At 66.3% G+C, this 23,636-nt stretch carries 22 protein-coding genes and 1 pseudogene; 15 read left to right on the top strand and 8 right to left on the bottom strand.

The window, feature by feature from the left end; genetic code table 11:
- Positions 1-18: 18 nt before the first annotated feature.
- The 5 genes and pseudogenes from ABD301_RS17860 to serA all read left to right on the top strand — a co-directional run bounded on the left by ABD301_RS17860 (position 19) and on the right by serA (position 6,361).
- Complete coding sequence (locus ABD301_RS17860) at positions 19-864, top strand: hypothetical protein (RefSeq protein ID WP_163573866.1); 846 nt, start codon at positions 19-21, stop codon at positions 862-864.
- A gap of 333 nt (positions 865-1,197) precedes the next feature.
- A pseudogene (locus ABD301_RS17855) lies at positions 1,198-2,943 on the top strand (acetolactate synthase large subunit); the annotation flags it as partial.
- Between the two features lie 13 nt (positions 2,944-2,956).
- Positions 2,957-3,487, top strand: a complete 531-nt coding sequence (ilvN, locus tag ABD301_RS17850; protein ID WP_344311374.1) for an acetolactate synthase small subunit — start codon at positions 2,957-2,959, stop codon at positions 3,485-3,487.
- 26 nt (positions 3,488-3,513) lie between these two features.
- Positions 3,514-4,539 (top strand): ketol-acid reductoisomerase, encoded by a 1,026-nt coding sequence (gene ilvC / locus ABD301_RS17845; protein ID WP_344311373.1) that lies wholly within the window; start codon positions 3,514-3,516, stop codon positions 4,537-4,539.
- Between the two features lie 211 nt (positions 4,540-4,750).
- Positions 4,751-6,361: a phosphoglycerate dehydrogenase gene (gene serA, locus ABD301_RS17840; RefSeq protein WP_344311372.1), complete on the top strand. Its 1,611-nt coding sequence runs from the start codon at positions 4,751-4,753 to the stop codon at positions 6,359-6,361.
- Between the two features lie 50 nt (positions 6,362-6,411).
- Here serA and ABD301_RS17835 read toward each other — a convergent pair whose 3' ends face one another.
- Positions 6,412-7,350, bottom strand: a complete 939-nt coding sequence (locus tag ABD301_RS17835; RefSeq protein WP_344311371.1) for a YncE family protein — start codon at positions 7,348-7,350, stop codon at positions 6,412-6,414.
- A gap of 166 nt (positions 7,351-7,516) precedes the next feature.
- Here ABD301_RS17835 and ABD301_RS17830 point away from each other — a divergent pair, with 166 nt between their 5' ends.
- Positions 7,517-8,536 carry a 3-isopropylmalate dehydrogenase gene (locus tag ABD301_RS17830; protein WP_344311432.1) on the top strand — a complete coding sequence of 340 codons (1,020 nt, stop codon included), beginning with the start codon at positions 7,517-7,519 and terminating at the stop codon, positions 8,534-8,536.
- On the opposite strand, the gene ABD301_RS17825 is transcribed toward ABD301_RS17830, so the two are convergent.
- From ABD301_RS17825 to ABD301_RS17815, 3 genes are read right to left on the bottom strand one after another with little or no spacing between them, the layout of a single operon-like run.
- Positions 8,537-9,889: a ricin-type beta-trefoil lectin domain protein gene (locus ABD301_RS17825; protein WP_344311370.1), complete on the bottom strand. Its 1,353-nt coding sequence runs from the start codon at positions 9,887-9,889 to the stop codon at positions 8,537-8,539.
- Positions 9,886-10,965, bottom strand: a complete 1,080-nt coding sequence (locus ABD301_RS17820; RefSeq protein ID WP_163569150.1) for a ricin-type beta-trefoil lectin domain protein — start codon at positions 10,963-10,965, stop codon at positions 9,886-9,888. The genes ABD301_RS17825 and ABD301_RS17820 overlap by 4 nt, the downstream gene beginning before the upstream one ends.
- Positions 10,965-12,194: a ricin-type beta-trefoil lectin domain protein gene (locus tag ABD301_RS17815; RefSeq protein ID WP_344311369.1), complete on the bottom strand. Its 1,230-nt coding sequence runs from the start codon at positions 12,192-12,194 to the stop codon at positions 10,965-10,967. The genes ABD301_RS17820 and ABD301_RS17815 overlap by 1 nt, the downstream gene beginning before the upstream one ends.
- A 399-nt stretch (positions 12,195-12,593) precedes the next feature.
- Between ABD301_RS17815 and ABD301_RS17810 the strand changes: the two genes are divergently transcribed.
- Entirely contained in the window at positions 12,594-13,700 is a 1,107-nt protein-coding gene (locus tag ABD301_RS17810; protein ID WP_344311368.1) for a branched-chain amino acid aminotransferase, read from the top strand.
- A 31-nt stretch (positions 13,701-13,731) separates the two neighbouring features.
- Here ABD301_RS17810 and ABD301_RS17805 read toward each other — a convergent pair whose 3' ends face one another.
- On the bottom strand, positions 13,732-14,583 hold the full coding sequence (locus tag ABD301_RS17805) for an alpha/beta fold hydrolase (RefSeq protein WP_344311367.1): 852 nt from the start codon (positions 14,581-14,583) through the stop codon (positions 13,732-13,734).
- A gap of 54 nt (positions 14,584-14,637) precedes the next feature.
- Between ABD301_RS17805 and ABD301_RS17800 the strand changes: the two genes are divergently transcribed.
- From ABD301_RS17800 to ABD301_RS17780, 5 genes are all read left to right on the top strand, one after another.
- Positions 14,638-15,201 carry a CGNR zinc finger domain-containing protein gene (locus ABD301_RS17800; protein WP_344311366.1) on the top strand — a complete coding sequence of 188 codons (564 nt, stop codon included), beginning with the start codon at positions 14,638-14,640 and terminating at the stop codon, positions 15,199-15,201.
- 90 nt (positions 15,202-15,291) lie between these two features.
- Positions 15,292-15,867, top strand: a complete 576-nt coding sequence (locus ABD301_RS17795; RefSeq protein WP_163569148.1) for a PadR family transcriptional regulator — start codon at positions 15,292-15,294, stop codon at positions 15,865-15,867.
- Complete coding sequence (locus tag ABD301_RS17790) at positions 15,854-17,272, top strand: alpha/beta fold hydrolase (protein WP_344311365.1); 1,419 nt, start codon at positions 15,854-15,856, stop codon at positions 17,270-17,272. The genes ABD301_RS17795 and ABD301_RS17790 overlap by 14 nt, the downstream gene beginning before the upstream one ends.
- Positions 17,273-17,645: 373 nt before the next feature.
- Positions 17,646-19,235 carry a citramalate synthase gene (gene cimA, locus ABD301_RS17785; RefSeq protein ID WP_344311431.1) on the top strand — a complete coding sequence of 530 codons (1,590 nt, stop codon included), beginning with the start codon at positions 17,646-17,648 and terminating at the stop codon, positions 19,233-19,235.
- A gap of 67 nt (positions 19,236-19,302) precedes the next feature.
- Positions 19,303-19,758, top strand: a complete 456-nt coding sequence (locus tag ABD301_RS17780) for a DUF6069 family protein (protein ID WP_344311364.1) — start codon at positions 19,303-19,305, stop codon at positions 19,756-19,758.
- A gap of 6 nt (positions 19,759-19,764) precedes the next feature.
- Here ABD301_RS17780 and ABD301_RS17775 read toward each other — a convergent pair whose 3' ends face one another.
- Entirely contained in the window at positions 19,765-20,148 is a 384-nt protein-coding gene (locus ABD301_RS17775) for a hypothetical protein (RefSeq protein ID WP_163569147.1), read from the bottom strand.
- Between the two features lie 62 nt (positions 20,149-20,210).
- Positions 20,211-20,777 (bottom strand): TetR/AcrR family transcriptional regulator, encoded by a 567-nt coding sequence (locus tag ABD301_RS17770; protein ID WP_344311363.1) that lies wholly within the window; start codon positions 20,775-20,777, stop codon positions 20,211-20,213.
- Between the two features lie 107 nt (positions 20,778-20,884).
- Between ABD301_RS17770 and ABD301_RS17765 the strand changes: the two genes are divergently transcribed.
- Both ABD301_RS17765 and ABD301_RS17760 read left to right on the top strand, forming a co-directional pair.
- Positions 20,885-21,811 carry an SDR family oxidoreductase gene (locus ABD301_RS17765; protein WP_344311362.1) on the top strand — a complete coding sequence of 309 codons (927 nt, stop codon included), beginning with the start codon at positions 20,885-20,887 and terminating at the stop codon, positions 21,809-21,811.
- Positions 21,812-21,863: 52 nt separating this feature from the next.
- Positions 21,864-22,307, top strand: a complete 444-nt coding sequence (locus ABD301_RS17760; protein ID WP_163569146.1) for a hypothetical protein — start codon at positions 21,864-21,866, stop codon at positions 22,305-22,307.
- Here the strand turns inward: ABD301_RS17760 and ABD301_RS17755 are convergent.
- Positions 22,215-22,844 carry a GrpB family protein gene (locus tag ABD301_RS17755; RefSeq protein WP_163569145.1) on the bottom strand — a complete coding sequence of 210 codons (630 nt, stop codon included), beginning with the start codon at positions 22,842-22,844 and terminating at the stop codon, positions 22,215-22,217. The genes ABD301_RS17760 and ABD301_RS17755 overlap by 93 nt on opposite strands.
- 135 nt (positions 22,845-22,979) lie before the next feature.
- Between ABD301_RS17755 and ABD301_RS17750 the strand changes: the two genes are divergently transcribed.
- On the top strand, positions 22,980-23,561 hold the full coding sequence (locus ABD301_RS17750) for a dihydrofolate reductase family protein (protein ID WP_163569144.1): 582 nt from the start codon (positions 22,980-22,982) through the stop codon (positions 23,559-23,561).
- Positions 23,562-23,636: the final 75 nt, after the last annotated feature.

The following is a 23,636-nucleotide window of genomic DNA, read 5'->3' as shown; positions in this document are numbered from 1 at the left end:
ATTAGCAATGGAGTGAGCATGAGTTTCGTTCTTGTCGTCGCGCAAGGTCCGTCAGCCGCGGCTGTTTGTCTGGAGTTGGCCACTCGTGGCATCAGACATGCGCTGGTGGATGTGACGCGATTTCCCCGGAGAGCGACGTTGCGGGCGCGGCTCGAGCGGAACAAGACCCGCGCGCTGTCCACCAAATGGGCCGGGACCCTTTGCGCTGGCGGAGATCCCATCGCGCTCGAGGACGTCACCGGGATCTACTGGGACATCCCGCTGCGCGTCGCCGATGAGGCAACTGCCGCTATTACCGGTGTGCTCTGCACGCTTGACGTTCGATGGGTCAACTACCCGCCCGCCGTTGCGGCTGACAGTTGGACCCGCCGTCTGCACCGAGGCACCATGCTGTTCGGGGCGAACCCATCTTTGATCACCAACGACGAAGGCGCGGTGCGGCAGTTCATCGCTGAGGCCGGCGGATCGGTCTCGTCCAAGAGCCTGTTGGACGGCCGGCGCGAGTCCTTCAAGGTCACCAACCGGCCGCGCAAAGGGCGATATCTCTATACCAAGCCCGTCAGCGTCGAGCGCGTGATCCACTTCTTCGTTGTCGGCGAACAGGTCTTCGGTCTCGCCGTTTTCGAGGGCAGGGAGACCGTTTTCGACGTGCCCGAAGACGTCCGGTTCACGTTGTCGGGCTACGCGAAGGTCGGCGGGCTGGTTTACTCGACGGTGACTTTCAGTGCACCCAAGATCCGAGAGCTGACGACATTCCTCGGGTCCGACGCACTGGGGGACTGGGCGTCGTACGCCGACCGTCCCGGCCTCCCGATCGCGGCCGCCATCGTGGACCTGCTCTGCCCAGCCGATGAGGCGCCCTGATCACCGCGAACGCCAGATTTTGTTGACCTTGGCCAGCTCGCGCTTTCGAAATGGGTGGTGGGTCGCCGAGTGCGGGACAATATCCCGCAGTCGGCGGGAGCGTCCAACAGGTGGGACGGTTTGACTCGTGGGGTGGGATGCGCAAAGCTAGGCACGTGCAGGTGAAGATTCTCGTACTCAGCTAGCGCGTCGCCAGGTTCCCACCAGGCGTCGCGCTAACCCCGGTTGCTTCGGCAAGCGGGGTTTTTTGTTGTCCAGCTCAACTGTTCAGCCAAGACTGTCCAGCCAAACTAGGGGTCAGGAACGATCATGAGCTCACCCGGACAATCCGGAGTCACCGGCGCGCAGTCGCTGGTCCGCTCGCTGGAATCGGTTGGCGCGGACGTCGTGTTCGGCATTCCCGGCGGCGCCATCCTGCCCGCGTACGACCCGCTGCTGGACTCCACCGCGGTAAGGCACGTCCTGGTCCGGCACGAGCAGGGCGCGGGGCACGCGGCTGAGGGATATGCGCAGGCCACCGGCAAGGTGGGCGTGTGCATGGCGACCTCCGGGCCGGGCGCGACCAACCTGGTCACGCCCATCGCGGACGCGTATATGGACTCCGTGCCGATAGTGGCGATCACCGGGCAGGTGCCCAGCGGGGCGATCGGTACGGACGCGTTCCAGGAAGCCGACATATGCGGCATCACCCAGCCGATCACCAAGCACAACATCCTCGTACAGACCGCCGAGGAGATCCCGCAGGCGATCGCCGAAGCTTTCCACCTCGCTGGTACGGGCCGGCCCGGGCCGGTGCTCGTCGACATCCCGAAGGACATCCTGCAGGCGCGGACCACCTTCCACTGGCCGCCGACGATCGACCTTCCGGGCTACCGGCCGACGCTGCACCCGCACGCTAAGCAGGTCCGGGAGGCGGCGCGGCTGCTGACCACGGCGAAGCGGCCGGTGCTCTACATCGGCGGTGGCGTGTTGAAAGCGCGCGCTTCGACCGAGTTCCGGGTGCTCGCCGAGCTGACTGGTGTGCCCGTGGTGACCACCCTGATGGCCCGCGGCGCGTTCCCGGACAGCCACAGACTGCACCTGGGCATGCCCGGGATGCACGGCACGGTCGCCGCGGTCACCTCGCTGCAGAAAGCGGACCTGATCGTGGCGCTCGGGACCCGGTTCGACGACCGGGTGACCGGAAAACTGGACAGCTTCGCGCCGTACGCGACCATCGTGCACGCCGACATCGATCCGGCCGAGATCTCCAAGAACCGGACCGCCGACGTGCCGATCGTGGGCGACGCGCGCGAGGTGATCGCGGAGCTGGTGGTCGCGGTGCAGGCCGAGATCGACGCCGGCCGGGTCGACCCGGAGCGGCTGACGGACTGGTGGACGCAGCTGGACCGGACCCGCAAGACGTATCCGCTGGGCTGGGAAGAGCCGGCCGACGGGGCGCTCGCGCCGCAGCGGGTGATCAAGCGGATCGGCGAGATCGCCGGACCGGACGCGCTCTATGTCGCCGGCGTCGGGCAGCACCAGATGTGGGCCGCGCAGTTCATCTCGTACGAGAAGCCGTACACCTGGCTGAACTCCGGCGGCCTCGGCACGATGGGGTACGCGGTGCCCGCCGCGATGGGCGCGAAGGTCGGCCGGCCGGAGGCGACGGTGTGGGCCATCGACGGCGACGGCTGCTTCCAGATGACCAATCAGGAACTGGCGACCTGCGCTCTGGAAGGCATCCCGATCAAGGTCGCGATCATCAACAACGGCAACCTCGGCATGGTCCGGCAGTGGCAGACGCTGTTCTACGACAAGCGCTACTCGAACACCGACCTGAAGACGCACAAACACCGCGTGCCTGATTTCGTACGGCTTGCGGAGGCGCTGGGCTGTGTGGGCCTGCGCTGCGAGTCGGCCGACGACATCGACTCGACGATCGAGAAGGCGATGGCGGTCAACGACCAGCCGGTCGTGGTCGACTTCACCGTCGGGCAGGATGCCATGGTGTGGCCGATGGTGCCGGCTGGTACGAGCAACGACGAGATCCTCGCCGCGCGCGATGTGCGCCCGGTGTGGGGCCCGGACGACGTGTGAGGACACGAAAAACATGAGCAGGCACACACTTTCCGTCCTGGTGGAGAACAAGCCCGGCGTGCTGGCCAGGGTGTCCGGGCTGTTCTCCCGCCGCGGCTTCAACATCGACTCACTCGCGGTTGGCCCGACCGAGCATCCGGAGATCTCCCGGATGACGATCGTGGTCACCGTCGAGGAGTTCCCGTTGGAGCAGGTGACCAAGCAGCTCAACAAGCTGATCAACGTCATCAAGATCGTAGAGTTGGAACCGACGGCCTCGGTGCAGCGCGAACTCATGCTCATCAAGGTGCGTGCGGAGCCCGCCACCCGGTCGCACGTGCTGGAAACAGTCCAGCTGTTCCGTGCCAAGGTCGTCGACGTGTCCACCGACGCGGTCACGATCGAGGCCACCGGTACGCAGGACAAGCTGGATGCGTTGATCCGCGTCCTGGAGCCGTACGGGGTCAAGGAGCTGGTGCAGTCCGGGGTGGTCGCGGTCGGCCGCGGCGCCCGGTCGATCACCGGCCCGGTGGTGGCGCTGCGAAGCGTCGAGCGCCCCGCCTAAGAAAAGCCATTCAAGAGAGGGAAGTAATGCCAGTCACCATGTACTACCAGGACGACGCGGACCTGAGCATCATCGGTGCCAAGAAGGTCGCCGTGATCGGGTACGGCAGCCAGGGCGAGGCGCACGCGCTGTCGCTGCGGGATTCCGGTGTCGACGTGACCGTCGGTCTCGCTGAGGGTTCCAAGAGCCGCGCGAAGGTCACCGACGCGGGCCTCAAGGTCGCCACGCCGGCCGAGGCGTCCGAGTGGGCCGACGTGATCATGCTGCTGGTGCCGGACCACGTGGCCCGCCATGTGTACGCCGAGTCCGTCGAGCCGCACCTGACCGCCGGCAAGGCGCTGTTCTTCGCGCACGGCTTCAACATCCGCTTCGGCTACATCAAGCCGGCCGCGGACATCGCCGTCATCATGGTCGCCCCGAAAGGCCCCGGCCACCTCGTACGCAGGCAGTTCGCGGACGGCAAGGGCGTGCCGGCGCTGGTCGCGGTCGAGCAGGACCCGAACGGCGACGGCCTCGCGCTTGGCCTCTCGTACGCGAAGGGCATCGGCGCCACCCGCGCCGGCGTCATCGAGACGACCTTCACCGAAGAGACCGAGACGGACCTGTTCGGCGAGCAGTCGGTGCTGTGTGGCGGCGTCTCCTCGCTCGTACAGTCGGGTTTCGAGATCCTCACCGAGGCCGGCTACGCCCCGGAGATCGCGTATTTCGAGTGCCTGCACGAGCTGAAGCTGATCGTCGACCTGATGTACGAGGGTGGCATCGCCAAGCAGCGTTGGTCCTGCTCGGACACCGCTGAATACGGCGACTACATCTCCGGCCCGCGGATCATCGACGACAGCGTCCGGGAGCGGATGCGCGGCGTGTTGGCCGACATCAAGGACGGTTCCTTCGCGGCCCGCTTCATCGCGGACCAGGACGCCGGCGCACCGGAGTTCAAGAAGCTCCGCGCGCAGGGCGAGGCGCACCCGATCGAGGAGACCGGCCGCAAGCTCCGCAAGCTGATGAGCTGGGTCGCCGCGGACGACGACTACACTGGCACCGCCGCCCGCTAGCGCCGTAATGCCCGCGGGGACCCCTACTAATGCTCAGCGTTTAGTAGGGGTCCCCGCGGGCATTTGGGCTGGCAGGCGGTGGGACGTCTCAGTCCGTGAGAACGCCGTCTCAGTGAGTCCGATCACGATGCGGCCGTACGAGTAGGTGGTGTGCGGTGTCCGGCTCGTACGATTGGGTGGCCCGGAAACCTACAGCTGAGGGAAGTCGCCCGTGGCCCAGAACCATGCCACCAAGCCAGTGGTCCTCGTCGCCGAGGAACTCGCCCCGTCCGCGCTCGACGTGCTGGCGCACGACTTCGAGGTCCGCTCCGTGGATGGAGCCGACCGATCCCAGCTGCTGCCCGCGCTGGCGGACGTGGACGCCGTGCTGGTCCGGTCGGCCACCAAGATCGACGCCGAAGCGCTCGCCGCTGCGCCCAAACTCAAGGTCGTCGCCCGTGCCGGCGTCGGTCTGGACAATGTCGACGTGCCAGCGGCCACCGCCCGCGGCGTGATGGTCGTCAACGCCCCGACCTCCAACATCGTCAGCGCCGCCGAGCAGGCCGTCACGCTGCTGCTGGCCACCGCGCGCAACACCGCGACCGCCAACGCCTCGCTCAAAAAAGGCGAGTGGAAGCGGTCCAAGTTCACCGGCGTCGAGGTTTCCGACAAGACCGTCGGGGTCGTCGGCCTCGGCCGGATCGGCGTGCTTTTCGCGCAGCGGATGAGCGCCTTCGGCGTCCGCCTGATCGCGTACGACCCCTATGTGCAGCCGGCCCGTGCGGCGCAGATCGGCGTCCGGCTGGTCAGCCTGGAGGAGCTGCTCGCGGAGAGCGACTTCATCTCCATTCACCTGCCCAAGACCCCGGAAACCCTTGGTCTCATTGGCGAAAAAGAGCTGCGGCTGGTCAAGCCGAGCGTACGGATCATCAACGCGGCCCGCGGTGGGCTGGTCGACGAGCAGGCGCTGGCCGACGCGATCGCCGACGGCCGGGTGGCCGGCGCCGGCATCGACGTGTTCGCCAAGGAGCCGTGCACCGAGTCGCCGCTGTTCGCCCATGACAGCGTCGTGGTCACCCCGCACCTGGGCGCCTCCACCAACGAGGCCCAGGACAAGGCCGGTCTCGCGGTCGCGAAGAGCGTGAAATTGGCTCTGCAGGGTGAATTCGTGCCGGACGCGGTGAACGTGCAAGCCGGCGGGGTGGTGGCCGAGGACGTACGCCCGGGCCTGCCGCTCGCGGAAAAACTCGGCCGCGTCTTCACCGCGATCGCCGGCGGGGTGGCCCAGTCGATCACCGTCGAGGTCCGCGGCGAAATCGTCGAGTACGACGTTTCGGTGCTGCAGCTCGCCGCCCTCAAGGGTGTTTTCGCTGACGTGGTCGAGGAATCCGTGACTTTCGTCAACGCGCCGCTGCTCGCGAAGGAGCGCGGGGTCGACGTGGGCATCACCACCAGCACCGAAAGCCCTGAATACCGCAACCTCATCACCGTCCGCGGAGTTCTCGGCGACGGCCGCGAGGTGAGTGTCTCGGGCACCCTGACCGGCCCCCGGCAGGTGCAGAAGCTGACCGAGATCGACGGCTTCGACACCGATCTGGTGCCCGACGGCCACGTGCTTTTCCTGACGTACGCGGACCGTCCGGGTGTCGTCGGCACCCTCGGCGGCACCCTCGGCGACGCCCGCGTCAACATCGCCAACATGCAGGTCGCGCGCAAGGAATCCGGCGGTGACGCGCTGATGGCGCTGACCGTCGACTCCGCCGTCGGCCCGGAGCTGCTGTCCGCGATCGCGCACGCGATCGGCGCTTCGGCCGCCTCCGTGGTGGACCTCACCGAGGTCTGATCCGAGACTGACAGTGGCCCCCGACCGAACCTGGTCGGGGGGCATTCTCTTTAGATCACCACGATTTCGTGCGCGCCTGCGTCCATTTCGATGGTGCCGGTGACCTCGTACGTACGAGTGTCGATCACCGTCGTCGTGGCGTCCATCGCGTTGTTGACGTAGAGAATGCCTTCATCGGAAGTGATTCCCAGTGGTCCGGCGCCCGCCCCGATGTTCTGCAGGACCGTGCCGGCGTCGGGGTCGATGATGCTGACCGATCCCGGGTCCGGGTGCTCGAAATCCCAGCTGTCGCCGAAATGTGAGGTGACCACGTGACCGTTGGGGAGCACGTGCACGCGGTGCGGTCGCCTGGGCAGCGGCACCTGGCTGATCAGGTTGTCGGTGCTGGTGTCGAAGACTCGTAGCAGCTTTTCGCTGCGGTCGCTGACATAAAGCCGATCTCCCACCGCTTCGAGATCTTCCGAGCCGCCCAGCATCGGAAGCTTTCCGGTCATTGTCCCGCTGGCGAGGTCGTACGCCGAAACGAACGGCGCTTCTTTGTTGCCGGTGTACGCCTTGCCGCCGTCCGGTGTGATGGCGAGCCAGTGCGGACCGACCGTACCAGCCGGGATATGGCCCCAGATCCGGAAATCCGGCAGGTCGAGCAGGAGCAGGCAGCCGCCGTGCGATTCGCACGCGACGACCAGTTGGTCGCCGACCACCGCGAGATCATGCGGTCCTTCGTACGGCGAGATGTCCACGACTCGTACGACAGCCCAGTTTTTGGGATCTATGACGACAATCTCGTGGCTGCGGTCGCCATGAGCGTCGTAAATGCCGTCTCGATACGTAATCGCCACATAAAGCAGCTGGCGCTGGGCGTCGAACACCAGCATGTGCGGCTCGGGTGGGGTGGGAATGGTCGCGATTCGCTCGCGCGAGGACACGTCGACCGCGGTGACGGTGTGCGCGAGCTGGTTCGCGCTGACGATGGTTTTGTTGGCTTCCATGGCAAAAAGGTAAGTCGGCTTGATAGATGCGTCCAGTGCACAGTTGATAATCGAGCTTTGCGTTTGACGCAGCATCCACATAATGGGACCGATGTCCGGTTGATGGGATCTGCTGCGTACGCTGGAGACCGACGATGAGACGTAAGAGGAGGTAGCGGTGGGCGGCGTGCGGCTGGCTGTGGTGGGTGGCGACGGCATTGGACCCGAGGTGGTCGCGGAGGGGCTGAAGGTGCTGTCCGCGGTGCTTCCGGACGTGGAGACCACCGACTACGACCTCGGCGCGACGGCATATCACCGGACCGGTGAGCCGCTCCCGGACTCCGTGCGGGCCGAGCTCGCCGGGCACGACGCGATCCTGCTCGGCGCGATTGGCGACCCGTCCGTGCCGCCGGGCGTGCTGGAGCGGGGTTTGTTGCTGCGCCTGCGATTCGCCTTCGACCACTACGTGAACTTGCGGCCGGCGAAGATCTGGCCGGGCACCGCGACACCGCTCGCACATCCGGGCGAGGTCGATTTCGTGGTGATCCGCGAGGGCACCGAGGGCCTGTACGTCGGTGCCGGCGGCACGCTCGCGAAGGGCTTCCCGCACGAAGTCGCGACCGAGGAAAGCATCAACACCCGGGTGGGCGTCCAGCGGGTCGTCGAGGACGCTTTCACCCGAGCCGCGGCGCGCCCACGCAAGCATTTGACGCTCGTACACAAGACCAACGTGCTGACCCAGGCCGGCGGCCTGTGGTCGCGGGTGTTCGCTGAGGTCAGCGAGCGGTTCCCGGCGGTTCAGACCGCGTACCAGCATGTGGACGCCGCCTCGATGTTCATGGTCACCGACCCGAGCCGCTACGACGTGATCGTCACCGACAACCTGTTCGGCGACATCCTCACCGACATCGCCGCCGCGGTGACCGGCGGGATCGGCCTCGCCGCCAGCGCCAACATCAACCCGACCGGCGCGTTCCCGTCGATGTTCGAGCCGGTGCACGGCTCCGCGCCGGACATCGCCGGCAAGGGCGTCGCGGACCCGATCGCCACCATCCTGTCCACGGCCCTGCTGCTGGAACACCTCGGCCACCCCAAGGCGGCCCTGCGGGTCCAGGAGGCCGTCGCCGCCGAGCTCATCGCGCGTACCGCGGGCGCCCCCCTCCGCACCGCGGAGGTGGGCGACCGGGTAGCCACCGCCGTTTCCTAACTATCCGGCGTATTGGGCGAACGTACGGGTGAAGTCCCAGGAGTTCTGGGAAACGCCCGAGCAGGTGTCGTCGTTGCGGTAAGCGCCGTTGCAGTCGCGGTCCCGGTTGGCCGACCAGAAGGTCAGCCGGCCGAGATGGTGCTGGTTCGCGTACGCGAGGATGGTCTGGAAATTCCCGACGGTGACCGTCTCCTGCGAGTCGGTGATGCCGTTCATCGACGAGATTCCGCTGTGCCGGTAGGCAACGTCGTCGCTGTAGCCGTACGCGTTGCGGACGATCGACTCCAGGCCGTTGGTCGCCTGGATCGTCAGGTTGGCCATGTTTTGGCCGGCCGCACCGAAATCAAAGGGCATGATCGTCCAGGCGTCGACGGTGAGTCCGGAACTGGCGGCTCGGTTGATCATGCTGCTGTCCGGACCCGTGGTGTCGGATGGGAAGGTCACGTAGACGGTGAAGTTCGCGTTGTTCGCCTTGACAATCTTCAACGCGTCCACGACCCGCTGCTGGATCGTACCGTTGTCGTAGGTGCCACCTTCGATGTCGATGTCGATCGCTTTCAGCCCGTACGCGTTGATGACCTTCTGGTACGCGCCGGCCAGATCGTTGGCGTTGTTGCAGGAACTCTCGAGGTTCGCGCCATTGGCGCCGCCAAAGGACGGCACGATGTCACCGCCGGCGCTGCGAACGGTGTTCACGGTGCCCTGGTCGACGCCTCCGGTCAGCGGCCGGCCGCCGTCCCACATCGGATTGCAGTAGCCGTTGCTGAGAATGAAGGCCATCGTGAACCACTTGACTCCGGTGGCCGACATCACCGTCCGCGGGTCGGGCGGGCTGCCCCAGCCGTTGTAGTAGTAGGGCGCGACCGCCATCGAGGTGTTGGGCGGTGGGGGAGTGGTGCCGCCGCCGGACGGCGCGGTCCATTTCTGGTTGGCGCTGCCCGCGCAGTCCCAGATCTGTAGTTGATTGCCATTGGCCGAGCTGTTGTTGGTGGCGTCCAGGCATTTGCCGAGCCCGCGGATCGTGCCGTCGGCACCGATCGTCCACGACTGTGCGGAGCTGCCGTTGCAGTCGTAGAGCTGGATTTTGGTGCCGTTGGCGGAGTTCGCGGCTGCCACGTCCATGCATTTGCCGAGCGCGCGAATGGTGCCGTCGGTGCCGACCGTCCACGACTGCGCGCTGGTGCCGTTGCAGTCATAGAGTTGTACGGCCGTGCCGTTCGCCGAGCTGGCACTGGCCACGTCCACACATTTGCCGCCGAGGCCGGTGATCGTGCCGGTCGCGGCGACCGCGGCGGCGGGTGTCAGGGCAACCGCCACGAACACGGCCGGCAACAGCATAAGCGCCTTTTTCATGACGTGACCGTCCATTTCTGGTTGGCGCTGCCGGTGCAGCTCCACAGCTGGAGCGCAGTGCCGTTGGCGGAGCTGCTGTTCGCGGCGTCCAGGCATTTTCCGAGTGCGCGGATCGTCCCGTCGGTGCCGACGGTCCAGTTCTGCGCGGCCGTACCATTGCAGTCGTAGAGCTGGGTTTTGGTGCCGTTGGCGGGGTTCGCGCCGGAAACGTCCAGGCATTTGCCCAGCGAGCGCAACGTGCCGTCGCTGCCCTTGGTCCATTTTTGGGCAGTGGTCCCGTTGCAGTCGTAGAGCTGGATTTTGGTGCCATTAGCGGGGTTCGCGCCGGCCACGTCGACGCATTTGCCGCCGAGCCCGGTGATCGTGCCGGGGGTGCCACCGGTCCCGCCGCCACCGGAGCCGTTCACGAACGAGGTGGCCAGCTGTTGTCCCAAGGAAACCGCGGTGGAATGGCTCTCGATGGGATTGACTGAGGAGCCAGGGAAGACGATGTACGTGACGCCGCTGGCCACTCCGCCGGTCTTGGGATCGGGGTCAATGCCCAAAGCCTGTGCGGTGGCGTACGACGACTCACCAATGATGTCTTCCGGGCCGGTGTCCCCGAACACCGCGTATTCCACCTGGTTGTTGTAAATCACCGCCACCACGGCACCGCCCTCGATGCCGGATTGCTCGTAGTTCCAGATGCCGGACGGCTGCGGCAGCACGATGTAGGGCAGTTGGGCCGCGTTCAGTGGTTGGTCGGTGGACGTGTGGAAAGCCGTGTCATTGAAGAAGCAGCAGTCCGTGTTCTCGTTGCACTGGGCCGTACGCACGCCGTCGCAGTCGATGTCCATGTCCGCCTTGAAGAACACCGCGCCACCGGCCTGGCAGACCGGGATGGCGCCGCCGGCACCCTCGTCGGTCGCGTACGTGCCGTTCGAGATCTGCTGGCAGTTGGTGACTTTCGCGAGCAGCTGGCTCGCCGACGGGCCGCCCGGATCCGAGGCATCCGCCGGCGTCGCTGGTGTCGCGCTGACGGCCAGCACCGCCAACAAAAGTCCGACGAGTGCGATGATCAGCGGCCGCCTGCGCATCAGCCGACCGTCCATTTCTGGTTGGCGCTGCCGGCACAGTCCCAGATCTGCAGCTGGTTGCCGTTGGCGGAGCTGTTGTTGGTGGCATCCAGGCATTTGCCGAGCGCCCTGATCGTGCCGTCAGAGCCGACGGTCCATTGCTGGGCCGCGCTGCCGTTGCAGTCGTAGAGCTGGATTTTGGTGCCGTTGGCCGGGTTCGCGGCCGCCACGTCCATGCACTTGCCGAGTGCGCGGATGCTGCCATCGGAGCCGACCGTCCAGTTCTGCGCGGCCGTACCATTGCAGTCGTACAGCTGGACGGGCGTGCCATTCGCGGAGTTCGCGGCCGCCACGTCGACACATTTTCCACCGAGGCCGGCGATCCGGCCGCTGGTGCCGCCGCCCCCGCCGGTGTCACTGGTGGTTACGTGGACGTAGTCGACAACCAGCTGACCAGGGAAAGGCGTGCTGCCGTCCGGATTTCCGGGCCAGTCACCACCGACCGCGAGGTTGAGAATGATGAAGAACGGGTGGTTGAAGACCCACTGGTTGCCGTTGGTGTCGGCCGGCGTACGGGTCTCGTACGCGTTGCCGTCCACCGAGAAGGTGACCGCGCTCGGCGACCAGTCGGCCGCGAAAGTGTGGAAGCCGTCCGCGAAAGCCTGCCCACCGGGCAACGTGTAGCCGCCACCGAGCCCGTTCGCGCCGGAGTATCCAGGGCCGTGCAGAGTGCCATGCACGGTGCCCGGCTCACGGCCGATGTTCTCCATGATGTCCATCTCGCCGCTGCCCGGCCAGCCGACGCTGCCGATGTTGTCGCCGAGCATCCAGAACGCCGGCCACATGCCCTGGCCGCGCGGAATCTGCATGCGGGCCTCGAAATGTCCGTACGCCTGGGTGAACTTGTTGGCGGTGTTCATTCGCGCGGAGGTGTACTGGCAGGGGCCGTTCCAGCAGTTGTAGCCGCCGGGATTCTCTCTTTTGGCGGTGATGACCAAATGGCCGTTGCCGTCCATGGCCGCGTTGCTCGTACCGCCGGTGTACCACTGCAGCTCGTGGTTGTTGCCGGCGTTGTTTCCGGTCTCCTGCTGCCATTTGCCGGTGTCGACACCGCTGCCGGCCGGGCCGGAGAAGTCGTCGGTGAAGGTGGCCGCGGCCGGCGCCGCCGCGGCGGCCGGGATTCCCTGCGGCACCAACGCTGACGCGGCCAGGATCGCCGCGACGAGCAGGCACCATCGTGATTTGGGCATGGTCGTGCCGCCTCTCCGAACGGGGTTTTCGCGAACCCTGCGTGCGCGCGGCGGGGCGCATATTTTCCCGACTGCGCGCGGCGAGTTCGTACGGGACGAAAAACCTTTGATAGGCGCGAACTTCGCGTGTCCTGGCAAGTGAGAGTATCCGAGTCAAAGGCCCACTTGGCAACAGTTCAGAGACACATTATTTGCGACTAGGATAAAGTCGCGAACTTTCTAACATTTCACTTTTCTGGCATAACGGTCAGGCAGTCAGGTACCTCCGGGCTATTCTTGATCGAATCCGATGCCTCGCCCCCAGCCGTCCACGCGCACCCTGATCTGCCTTAACGTCGGTTGAGGTAGGTTCACTGTCGGAAGTCGCGTTCGACCGCAGAGTAGAAAGGGGCGCTCACCATGAGCACCGCCGCGCCAACGCTGTCCATCAGTCTGCACCCGAGCGCGACTCCAGTGTCCGTCGAGCGGCGCGCCGAGTTGCTGCTCGATCCGGGCTTCGGCCGGGTCTTCACCGACCACATGGTGACCGCGCAGTATGCCGACGGCGGCTGGCGTGACGCACAGCTGAGGCCGTACGGGCCGCTCAGCCTGGAACCGGCGACCGCGGTCATGCACTACGCGCAGGAGATTTTCGAGGGCCTGAAGGCATATCGACAGCCCGATGGCGGCACCGCGCTGTTCCGGCCGGACCGCAACGCCGCCCGCTTTCGGTATTCGGCGCAGCGGCTCGCGATGGCGCCGCTGCCCGAACAACTGTTCCTGGACTCGGTCCGGGTGCTGGTCGAGCAGGACCGGGCCTGGGTGCCGACCTTCCCGGAGGGCAGCCTGTATCTGCGGCCCTTCATGTTCGCGAATGAGCAGTTCCTGGGCGTACGCCCCGCCCTGCAGTATTTCTACGGCCTGATCGCGTCGCCGGTCGGCGCGTACTTCCCGCGGGGCGTCAAGCCGGTCAACCTGTGGCTGTCGACCGATCGGGTGCGGGCCGTCCCGGGCGGCACCGGGGACGCGAAGACCGGCGGCAACTATGCGGCCAGCCTGATGGCGCAGGCCGAGGCCACCGAGGCCGGCTGCGACCAGGTGGTGTTCGTCGACGCGGTGGAGCGGCGCTGGGTCGAGGAACTCGGCGGCATGAACATCTTCTTCGTCTTTGACGACGGTGCCGGCGGTCGCCGGCTCGCCACTCCGCCGCTGACTGGTTCGCTGCTGGCTGGCATCACCCGCGACAGCCTGCTCACGCTCGCCGCCGACCATGGGCATCCGGTCGAAGAGCGACCGGTGTCCGTCGAAGAGTGGCGCGGCTCGGCCGCGGACGGCTCACTGGTCGAGGTCTTCGCCTGCGGCACGGCGGCCGTCATCACCCCGATCGGCCGGGTCCGCAGCCGCGACGGCGAGTTCGTCATCGCCGACGGCGAGGCCGGCCCGGTGACCATGGCGCTGCGCCAAGCGCTGCTGGACATCCAGTACGGCAAGGCGCCCGACAAGCACAACTGGATGCACCGGGTCTGACTCACATCGTTCCGCGGCCGACACGAGGCGGTTACCGAGCGAAGGCGTTGAGGTGGGCCAAGAGCGCCGCGGGCTGTTCCTCGGCGATGAAGTGGCCGCAGTCGGGGATGGCCTCACCGCGCAGGTCGGGAGCGTACGGCCGCCAGGCGTCGAGGACGTCGAGCTGGGCCGGCAGGCCGGTGGCGCCCCAGAGCGCGAGGACCGGCATCGACAGCCCAAGCCCTGCGTCGAAGTCGGCGTTGTCGAGATCGTCGTCGTACGGGAAACCGGCCCGGTAGTCCTCGAAACCGGCCCGTAGAGCGCCTGGCCGGGAGAAGGACCGTACATACTCGTCGACCGCGGCCGGGTCCAGGCCGGCCCGCTGGAATGTCCAGCGCTCGAAGAAATACTCCAGATAGCCGCGGATATTCGGCCCGACCAGCAGCTCCGGCAGGTCGCGTTGCAGGTGGAAGTGCCAGTGCCACGGCACCGCGCAAAGGCCGGTCTTGGGGTTCCCGCGCCGCCAGGCCTCGCGGGTCGGGACGATATCCAACACCGCCAGGCGGGACACGTTTTCGGCGTGGTCCAACGCATAGCGGTGGGCGACCCGCGCGCCGCGGTCGTGGCCGACGAGGGTGATGGGGGAGTCGTCGGTGAGGTGCCGGACCAGGGCCCGTACGTCCGCTGCCATCGTGCGTTTGTCGTAGCCGCCGACCGGTTTGTCGGTTCGTCCGTAGCCGCGCAGGTCCGGCGCGATCACCGTGTGCGTTTGGCTGAGCGGGCCGACAATGTGCCGCCAGCAGTGACTGTTTTGTGGCCAGCCGTGCAACAGCACGGCCGTCGGCCCGTTTCCCTCGATCAGGTAGTGCATCTTGATGCCGTTGACCTCGGCCGTGCCGGACATCGAATCCTCCGTAACCACTTCAACAGGTTATTTGCCTAACCGTATCATGGGGTTATGGTGAGCGACTGGAGGTGGGACGGCGGGCGGCCGAGCCTGGACCTGGTGAACACGTACCGGGACCGCAAGACGGGCGGCCGGGAGTTGTTGGCGACGCCGGCGAACCTGGCCGAATGGCTGCGGCTGGCCGGATATCCCGACGCTCAGCCTGGCGCGGCGCGGCTGCGTCAGGCGGTCGAGCTGCGCGAGGCCGTCAACGACTGCGTCACCGCTGTGATCAACGTCGAGCCGCTGCCGACTGCCGCGGTCGACGTGGTGAACCGGTGGGCGGCGAGGCGGCGGCCGGCGCTCGTACGACTGCGCGTACGAGCCGACGGCGCACCGCTGGTCGAGGCCACGCCGGCCGGCGATCCGGTGGTTGCCGCGCTGGCCGAGATCGCCGTCGACGCAGTTCAGCTGCTTGGCACCCAGGACCGGGCCGGTTTGCGGATCTGTGGGAGCCTCGACTGCGGCCAGCGGTTCGCCGATCGCTCGCAGGCCGGCCGCCGGCAGTGGTGCTCGATGAGTCGTTGTGGCAACCGCGCGAAGGCCCGTGCACATCGGACAAGGTCCCGAAAGTAGGCCTTTTCGGGCAGAGATCCGCCGAGCGGTCTGGATCATGACCTGCTAATGTCTCTGACAGATATATCTGACAGAGATATGAGGTGGCCGATGAGTGTCGACGAGTGGGCGGACCTGACGCCGACCGCGCGGACGATCCTGGGCTTCGTGGCGCAACACCCGCGCAGTGGGTACGACATCCGGGAGGCCGCGCGGCGCTCCGTGTCGTACTTCTGGGGCGTCAGCGACGGCCAGCTGTATCCGCAGCTCAAGCTGCTCGCGGAGCTGGGGTTGATCGAGTCGCCGCAGGAGGATCCGGGGGCCCGGTCCAAGTCGGTATGGCACATCACGCCGGCTGGTCGCGCGGCGCTCACGAAGTGGATCCGCAGCCCGTCCGCGCCGCTGCGGATGCGCGACGAGAACCTGGTGAAGATGATGTTCGCGGCCGAACTGGAGCCGGCCGAGGTGCTCCGGCTGGTCGACGAGCGCCGCAAGAGCTTTGAATGGTTCGCCAAGAACGTCGCTTCGCCGGGGCCGGCGCAGAGCTGGCAAGCCGACCAGAAGCTAGGTTCTCGGACTACGAGCGAGCTTCTTCATGAGTACGGCAAACAACACACCGAAAACGCGTTGGCCTGGTGCGACCAGGTCGAGGAAGCACTGCGAGGGATAGCGAATGACCGTGCCTGACAAGAAGGCTCCTGGAGCGATCACCTGGATGCGGGTGCTGCTCACCATCTCCAGTTTCCTCACCCTGGTCAACGGCATCATCGGCTTTGGCCCCGATGCCGGCACCACCTACCACTGGATCGGCGCCGGATTGCTGGTGGCCGGCCTCGCGACCGGCTGGATGGTCATCCGGCTGCGCCGGCCGGCGCGGTCCACTTCGGTGCTGTTGCTGACAGTTATGGCGTTCGTCGTGGTCGTACGGGTCCTGCAGTATGTGGCCTTCGACAGCGTGGCCATCCTCGCCGCGCTCGTCCTGCCGGCCGTGGTCGCGTTGCAGTTGCGCAAAACCAACGTCCGGGAGTGGCTGAACCTTGGCCAGTCCGAATGGGACACCGTGGTACGGGAAAAGCGGGCCGGCTACTCGGGTTTCCAGCGTTTCGTGGCGGGTTTGGGCGCTGTCGGCCTCACGTCGGCGGTGCTGCTGGTGGTCCTGGGCGGCGGAGTCGCGTACGCCAGTTGGCCTTGCTCTTTTCCGCCGGTGGCGGTCGGCGGGCTCAGTCAGAGCCAAGTCGGCGACGCGCCGATCGATACTCCGCCCAGCGGGTACGTGCCGGCCACCGACGGCGTGAAGCTGGCCTATTTCGCTTACGTGCCAGCGAAACCAATCGCGACCCTGGTCTTCTACCACGGTTCCGGCGCACACAGCACGGCCGGTTATCTCGACCTCGGCAAGCAACTCGCGGCCAAGTACGCCGTGGCGACCTATCTGGTCGACATCCGCGGGCACGGATCCTCTGGCGGTCAGCCGGGTGACGCACCGAGCGAGCAGCAGGTGTGGCAGGACACCAAAACCGTGGTGGACTTCGTGAAAGACCGCTATCCCCATCTGCCGGAATACGTCGGCGGTCACTCGGCCGGTGCCGGGGTAGTCCTCAACAGTGTGAGCCTGATCAACTCGACGGTGGCCGGATATGCGTTCCTGGCGCCCGATTTCGGCTTGCACTCGGACACCGAACAGCAGGCCGGCGCGGCCAACTTCGCCACCGTCTGCGAGCGCGCCTTCGTCGCTGAAGCGGTCACCGAGGGAATTGTCGACGCGCACGCGAACGCGCTGGGATTCGCGTACACGAAGGACCAGATCTCCAGCGCCCACCTGGTGAACCGCTACACGGTCACCATGGCGGTGGCGCAGAACCCGGCCAACAGTGCGGACGTGTTGGCCGGGCTCGACAAGCCGCTCGGGGTCTGGATCGGCTCGCAGGACGAGGTTTTCAACCCCGCCAAGGAACTCGCGTACGCGGCGAAGGCCCACCAGGTGAAGCCGACGCTCGGCACCATCCCAGGTCGTACGCACCTCGGAGTGCTCTCCAACGGCGCCGACTCTCTCGGCCCGTGGATCGGCACCCAGGTCCAGGCGAAATCCTGAGGGGTAGGGCGTCCTTCTTTGAAGCGAAAGACCGCGATGTTGTCGTTGGTGTAATTCGTGCCGCCGACCAGGACCGCCGTGTTGCTGTAATCAACGCAGACGGCGTCCGAGTCGGCGGCCGGGTTCGCTTCGAAGGTCATAGATCTTCCCGTTTAAAGGCGGGCTGGATCTGGCCCCTGTCCCGCATGGTGGGACGGATTTCCCGTTCCGCGATTCCGGTGGCACACTCTGGGCATGCACACCGGTCGACTCATTATTGGCACTTAGCGCGCACGCAGCCTCATCGCGTACGCGCAGACCTCCCACGCAGTGGGGGGTCTTTTTGTTTGGGTACAAACTCCGACCGGGCCACCTCGAAAGGACCTGTTCCGTGATGGACGACAGCTTCCACGTCTTCGACACCACTCTTCGCGATGGTGCGCAGCGGGAGGGCATTACCTACTCGGCGAACGACAAGCTGACGGTGGCCCGGCTGCTGGACGAGGTGGGCGTCGGGTTCATCGAGGGCGGCTGGCCTGGGGCGATGCCGAAAGACACCGAGTTCTTCGCCCGCGCGGCCAAGGGTGAGCTGGTGCTCAAACACGCGAAACTGGTCGCCTTCGGCGCGACCCGCAAGGCTGGGTCCAAAGCCAGTGACGATCGTCAGGTTCTCGCGCTTCGGGATGCACAGACCGAGGTTGTCACCTTGGTGGCGAAGTCGGACGTGTGGCACGTCGAGCGGGCATTGCGTACGACCCTGGAAGAAAACCTCGCGATGGTCAGTGACACCGTTTCCTTCCTGGTGTCCGAAGGCCGTCGGGTTTTCCTTGACTGCGAACATTTCTTCGACGGCTACCAGCACGACCGGGACTATGGTCTTCGGGTTTTGCAGGCCGCTTTCGACGCCGGCGCCGACGTGGGTGTGTTGTGTGACACCAATGGCGGCATGCTGCCGATGGGACTTTCCCAGGTGGTACGGGAAGTCGCCGAACGCGGCGGGTTCCGGATCGGCATCCACTGCCAGGACGACACGGCCTGCGCGGTGGCCAATACGCTGGCGGCGGTCGACGCCGGCGCCACGCACGTCCAGTGCACCGCCAACGGCTACGGGGAGCGGGCCGGCAACGCCGACCTTTTCCCGGTGGTCGCCGGGCTGGTGACGAAAATGGGGCGGTCAGTGCTGCCGGACGGCTGCCTGACCGAAATGGTGAGGGTGTCACACGCCATCGCCGAAATCGCGAACATCGCACCCGACACCCACCAGGCTTATGTCGGGTCCAGCGCTTTCGCCCACAAGGCGGGGTTGCACGCGAGCGCGATCAAGGTGAGTCCGGAACTCTATAACCACATGGAGCCGGCCACTGTCGGAAATGACATGCGCATCCTGGTGACCGAGATGGCCGGCCGGGCCTCCGTCGAGCTCAAGAGTCGCGAGCTCGGCGTGGATCTGGCCGGCCACCCCGAAGCCGCTGGCCGAGTGGTCGAAAAGGTCAAGGACCTGGAGGCCGAAGGCTGGTCATTCGAGGCCGCGGACGCTTCTTTCGAGTTGCTCGTACGGTCCGAAGTGGACGGTCGAAAGCCCAGCTATTTCACCTTGGAGTCCTATCGGGTGCTGATCGAGCACCGGGACGACGGCCGGGTGTCGTGCGAGGCGACCGTGAAACTGTTGGTCGGCAACGAACGCATTATCTCCACCGCGGAGGGAAACGGTCCGATCAACGCCCTCGACCAGGCGCTCCGGGAAGGCCTCGTCGGCCGCTATCCGAGCCTGGCGGGAATGGACCTGTCCGACTACAAGGTGCGCATTCTGGAAGGCCGGCCGGGCACCGACGCGGTCACCCGGGTGCTGTTGGAGACGACCGACGCCGAGCGTGACTGGACGACCGTGGGCGTACACGGAAACATCGTCGAGGCCTCATGGCGGGCCATGGTCGACGCGCTCACCTATGGCCTTAGTCGCTATCGCGGCGCCACGAAAGGCTGAGACCCCGCGCGGCCGATAAGATCTGGGCGTACTGGCCAAACCGGCCGGCAGACGGAGGCGCCCGACGATGAGCGACGACCGCGATTACGGTGACGGCGGCCGGTTGGACGCGCGTCGCCTGTGGGCCGGCGCGGTGGTGAGCGCGGTGATCGCCGCACTGGTCGCCATCGCCGGGATCCTGGTCGCCCGTGGCATTTTCAATGTGCCCTTGTTGGCGCCCAAGGGACAGGGCGTGTGGGGGACGGTCAGCGTCGGCGCGTACGCCCTGGCCGCGGCCGGTCTGACCCTCGCGGCCGCCGGCGTGATGCAGTTGCTGTCCCTCGCGGTGCCCCGGCCGACCTGGTATTTCGGTTGGCTGGTGGGGTTGGCGACGTTGATCGGGACGCTCCTGCCGCTCACCCTCACCGTCGATTTCGGCAGCAAGGTCGCCACCGCGTCGATGGATCTGGTGATGGGGATAGTGGTTTCGGTGCTGATCACCGGCACCGCGAGGAGTGCGCGCACTTTCCGGCTGCGCCGCTGAGAGTTCTCACAAAAGCGTCAAGACAACGCAAAGAAATGGCGACGTGACCAGGGTTAGCCAGGCGGCGAGCGCCCACGGCCAGCCTCGGCCCGGTCTCCTGCGGTCGGAGATGACCCCGACCATGCCGATGGCCAGGCCGAGCAGCCAGGCAGCGGGCACGGTAAGGAAAACAACCCACTGATAAGTACCCGAATGGCAGAAAAGCGTCTCGTTTCCCACGGTTTGGCCGAGGCAGCCATCGCTGAGGAAGACGCTGGCGTACGTCCAAATCAGCAAGGCGGGCAGGCCCAGCCCACCTTCCAGCAGCAGGGAATTCCAGAGCAGCGGGCTCGACTGACGGGTCAGCAACTGCGCAGGTGCCGCCACCTCGCTTCGCTGGGCTGTGATCACCCCACCAGCAGACCACGGTAAAACGTCTGCGGCTCGCCCTGTCGGGCGGACAGAGGGGCCGGCTATTTGCCCGCGGTCACGGTCTTGAGCTGGGCAAGCGACTCCCGGGTGAAGAAGCGGAATTCGCGCTGCCGGTGGTCGTCGAGCCAACGCTCGAAACCGATTTTGAAGACGGCGATCGCGATCTCCGCCGCGAGGCTCGCGGCGGTGTCCGGGACGCCGCGGTCGCGCAGCGCGCCGGCGACCGCCGCGGCGAGGTTCGCCAGCTTGATCAGCTCGCGTTCACGCAGCTCGGCGTTCGCGACGATCACGGCCTGGCGCTGCCGGGAGGCTTCGCGGCGGTCCTCGAACAGGTGGGCGGCGGCGTCGAGGCCGACCGCGATCGCTTCGATCGGGGTCGCCGAGTCAGGTGCGCCGGTGACCGCGGTCACGAAGAGCTCCTCCAGCTGTGCCGCGCCCCAGAACAACACCTCGCGTTTGTCCTTGAAGTGGCGGAAGTACGTACGTTCGGTGAGCCCGGCCTGCCGGGCGATGTCGGCCGCCGTGGTCTGTTCGAAGCCGCGCTCGCTGTACAGCGTGAGGGCGGCCTCCACCAGCCGGCCACGCGCGTTGGGCTCCCATCGACTCATGCCTCCCAGTCTAGTTGATGACAGCGACTGACATCTCGAGCTACGTTGATGGCAGTGGCTGACATCGATCCTCAAGTGCAGGACGGGCCACCTTCTGGAGGATTCTCATGCGCGTTTTCGTCACCGGCGCGTCCGGCTGGATCGGCTCCGCGGTCGTACCGGAGCTCATCGACGCGGGACACCAGGTCATCGGCCTCGCCCGCTCGCAGGGTTCGGCGGCCGCTCTCGCCGCGACCGGCGCCGAGGTGCGTCGCGGCTCCCTCGATGATCTCGACACGCTGCGCAGCGCGGCGGCCGAGTCTGACGGCGTGATCCATCTCGGTTTCAAGCACGACATCGCTTTCAGCGGCGACTTCCAGGGCGCCGTCATGGCGGATCGCCGTGCCGTCGAGGCGTTCGGAGACGCGCTCGCGGGTTCTGACCGGCCCCTCGTCATCGCGGTGGGAACGCTCGGGGTCGCACCGGGACGGATAGCGACCGAACAGGATGGGCACGAACCGTTCCGGGCTCGGGCCGAAGGTCTGGCGGGGCGGCATGCCAACGGGGAGTTGACACTTTCCCTTGCCTCGCGCGGCGTTCGGTCATCGATCGTACGACTTTCCCCTACTGTCCACGGCGACGGAGACTCCGGCTTCGTCCCCTCGTTGATAGGCATCGCCCGGGAAAAGGGCGTATCGGGCTATCTCGGCGATGGGTCCAGCCGCTGGACCGCCGTACCCCGGCTCGATGCCGCGCACCTTTTCCGGCTGGCGCTGGAAAAGGCTCCAGCGGGATCGACGCTGCACGGAGTCGCCGACGAGGGCGTACCCATCCGCGCCATTGCCGAGGTGATCGGACGGCATCTCGACCTCCCGGTCGTCGCCGTCCCGACGGAGCAGGGCGAGGCGCATTTTGGCTGGCTGTCTGGATTTTTTGGGCTCGACAGTCCGGCGTCCGCCGCGCTGACCCGCGAGCTGCTGGGATGGCAGCCCACTCTTCCCGGGATTCTGGAGGACCTCGAGAAGGGCCACTACTTCACCACCCCTGCGGCCTAACTACCGCGGCCGAGACTGGTCTCGGCCGCCAGGTCCTAGCATCGGCTAACCGATGAGGTGTGTTTACGACACCGCGGGCCGCCGCTATGTCGTCCCGCGCATCACGGCTTCATTTCGGCGGGTCTGTTGGGACAAGGTCAACGACCTGCGGCGGCAGTGGCTGGCGTACCGAGGTCAGCATTGGGCGCCGCTGCCAGTCACCACCGCCGCCATCGAGCGCGACACCGCCCAACCGATGGCGGCGACGGCGATCGCGCTGCTCGCCGCCGGTGTCTCTGGACTGGCGCTGATGATCGGATACATTGGCCTGTTCGCCAGTTCCCTGGTGCTGTTCCTCACCTCGTCACCCGACAGTGCAGTCGAAGAGGTGAACGTTTTGGTGGCGGCTCTCAAGTTCTGGTCGCTACCCGTGATCGCGGTGGTCTTTTTCGGCACTCTGCTTGTCGTCGTACTGTTCCGACGGCGATCCGTACGAGCGAGGAAGCGTCTCGTGTGACGGCACCAGATTGGCATCGATCGACGCCCGTTCAGCGTCGTTCATGCCGCCTGCCGCGAGAATCCGCTGAATAGTCGCGTTTTTGCCGCGGCCGTACTCGTCGATGTTCGCCGCCGTCGCGGCAACACGCAGCTTCACCGCTGCATACTCCTCCCGCAGCGCGGCATTGGAACGCAACACGTCGCGTACGCACAGGTGATTGCGCAGCGACAACGCGCCCTCAACGATCACGTAGGTGTTGGTGCCCGCTAGCCGGGCAGGTTCCTTGAACGCCCATCGCCGCGGGATTCCCAGTTCTCCCAACGGCCGGAAGCCGAGCCCCACCAGCACCGCCGAGGCGGCCTCGACATCGGCCGGTGCAACGATGATGTCGCAGTCGATGACGGGTTTGGCGGCGAGGCCGGGCACGGACGTACTGCCTACATGTTCGATCGCCACCACTGGCACATCAGCCGCAGCCATCGCTCGCGCGTACTCCTGCCGGAGAACCTCGAACCGCGGCGGCCAGGCAGGGTCATAGTCGACGACGGTGATCACCCACAACACCCTAAGCCTGTATCCACCGATTCGAGTGTCGGTTTAGCGGGGTTGTTGCGGCGCACGTCAGCCGACCGATGAGAAATGGGATTGTCTCTGGTCATAACTGCGAAGCCAAGACCACAGGAGGTCGAGATGTCCGTATCGGTGCTCTACATGTCGATGTCGCTCGATGGCTATATCGCCGGTCCCCATGACGAGCCGGGCAACCCCGGGGGCGACGACTTTATGCGGCTGCACGACTGGTTCGTGTCTGATGCGGGCAATTTTGTCCGGCCGGATGGGCCGGCGGCGGAGTTGTTCGACGAGTTCCACAACCACGGTGCGGTGCTGGCGGGGCGGCGTACCGTAGAGCAGGTCGATCACTGGGGTGGTGACCATAGTGGGGTACCGATTTTTGTGCCCAGTCACCGGCCGCCCGGGCCGACGGTCGCCAACTATCCCATGGTGACGTACGTGAATGACGGGATCGAGAGCGCGATGGCCCAGGCGAAGGCCGCCGCCGGGGATCGGCACGTGCTGGTGCATGGCGCGTACACGGCACAACGGGCGCTGGAGGCCGGGGTGCTGGACGAACTGCAGATCCACCAGATCCCGGTGCTGTTTGGCAGCGGCCGACGAATGTTCGACGTGTTGCCGTCGCGGATCGAGCTGGACATCGTCCGAGTGATCGACACCCCAGCTGCCACTCACCTTCGCTATCGCGTCCTCCGCTGACGGGTGGCTGGACCCGACTGCGGGTAAAGTCCAGTGGCCATGGGCCCAGGGAAACGTTCCGCAGGTCTCGCCGCC

The organism is Fodinicola feengrottensis, assembly GCF_039530045.1.
In the GTDB taxonomy this organism is placed as follows: domain Bacteria; phylum Actinomycetota; class Actinomycetes; order Mycobacteriales; family HKI-0501; genus Fodinicola; species Fodinicola feengrottensis.
Note: the sequence above shows the minus strand (reverse complement) of the source record. Positions and strands in the feature narration are given on the sequence as shown.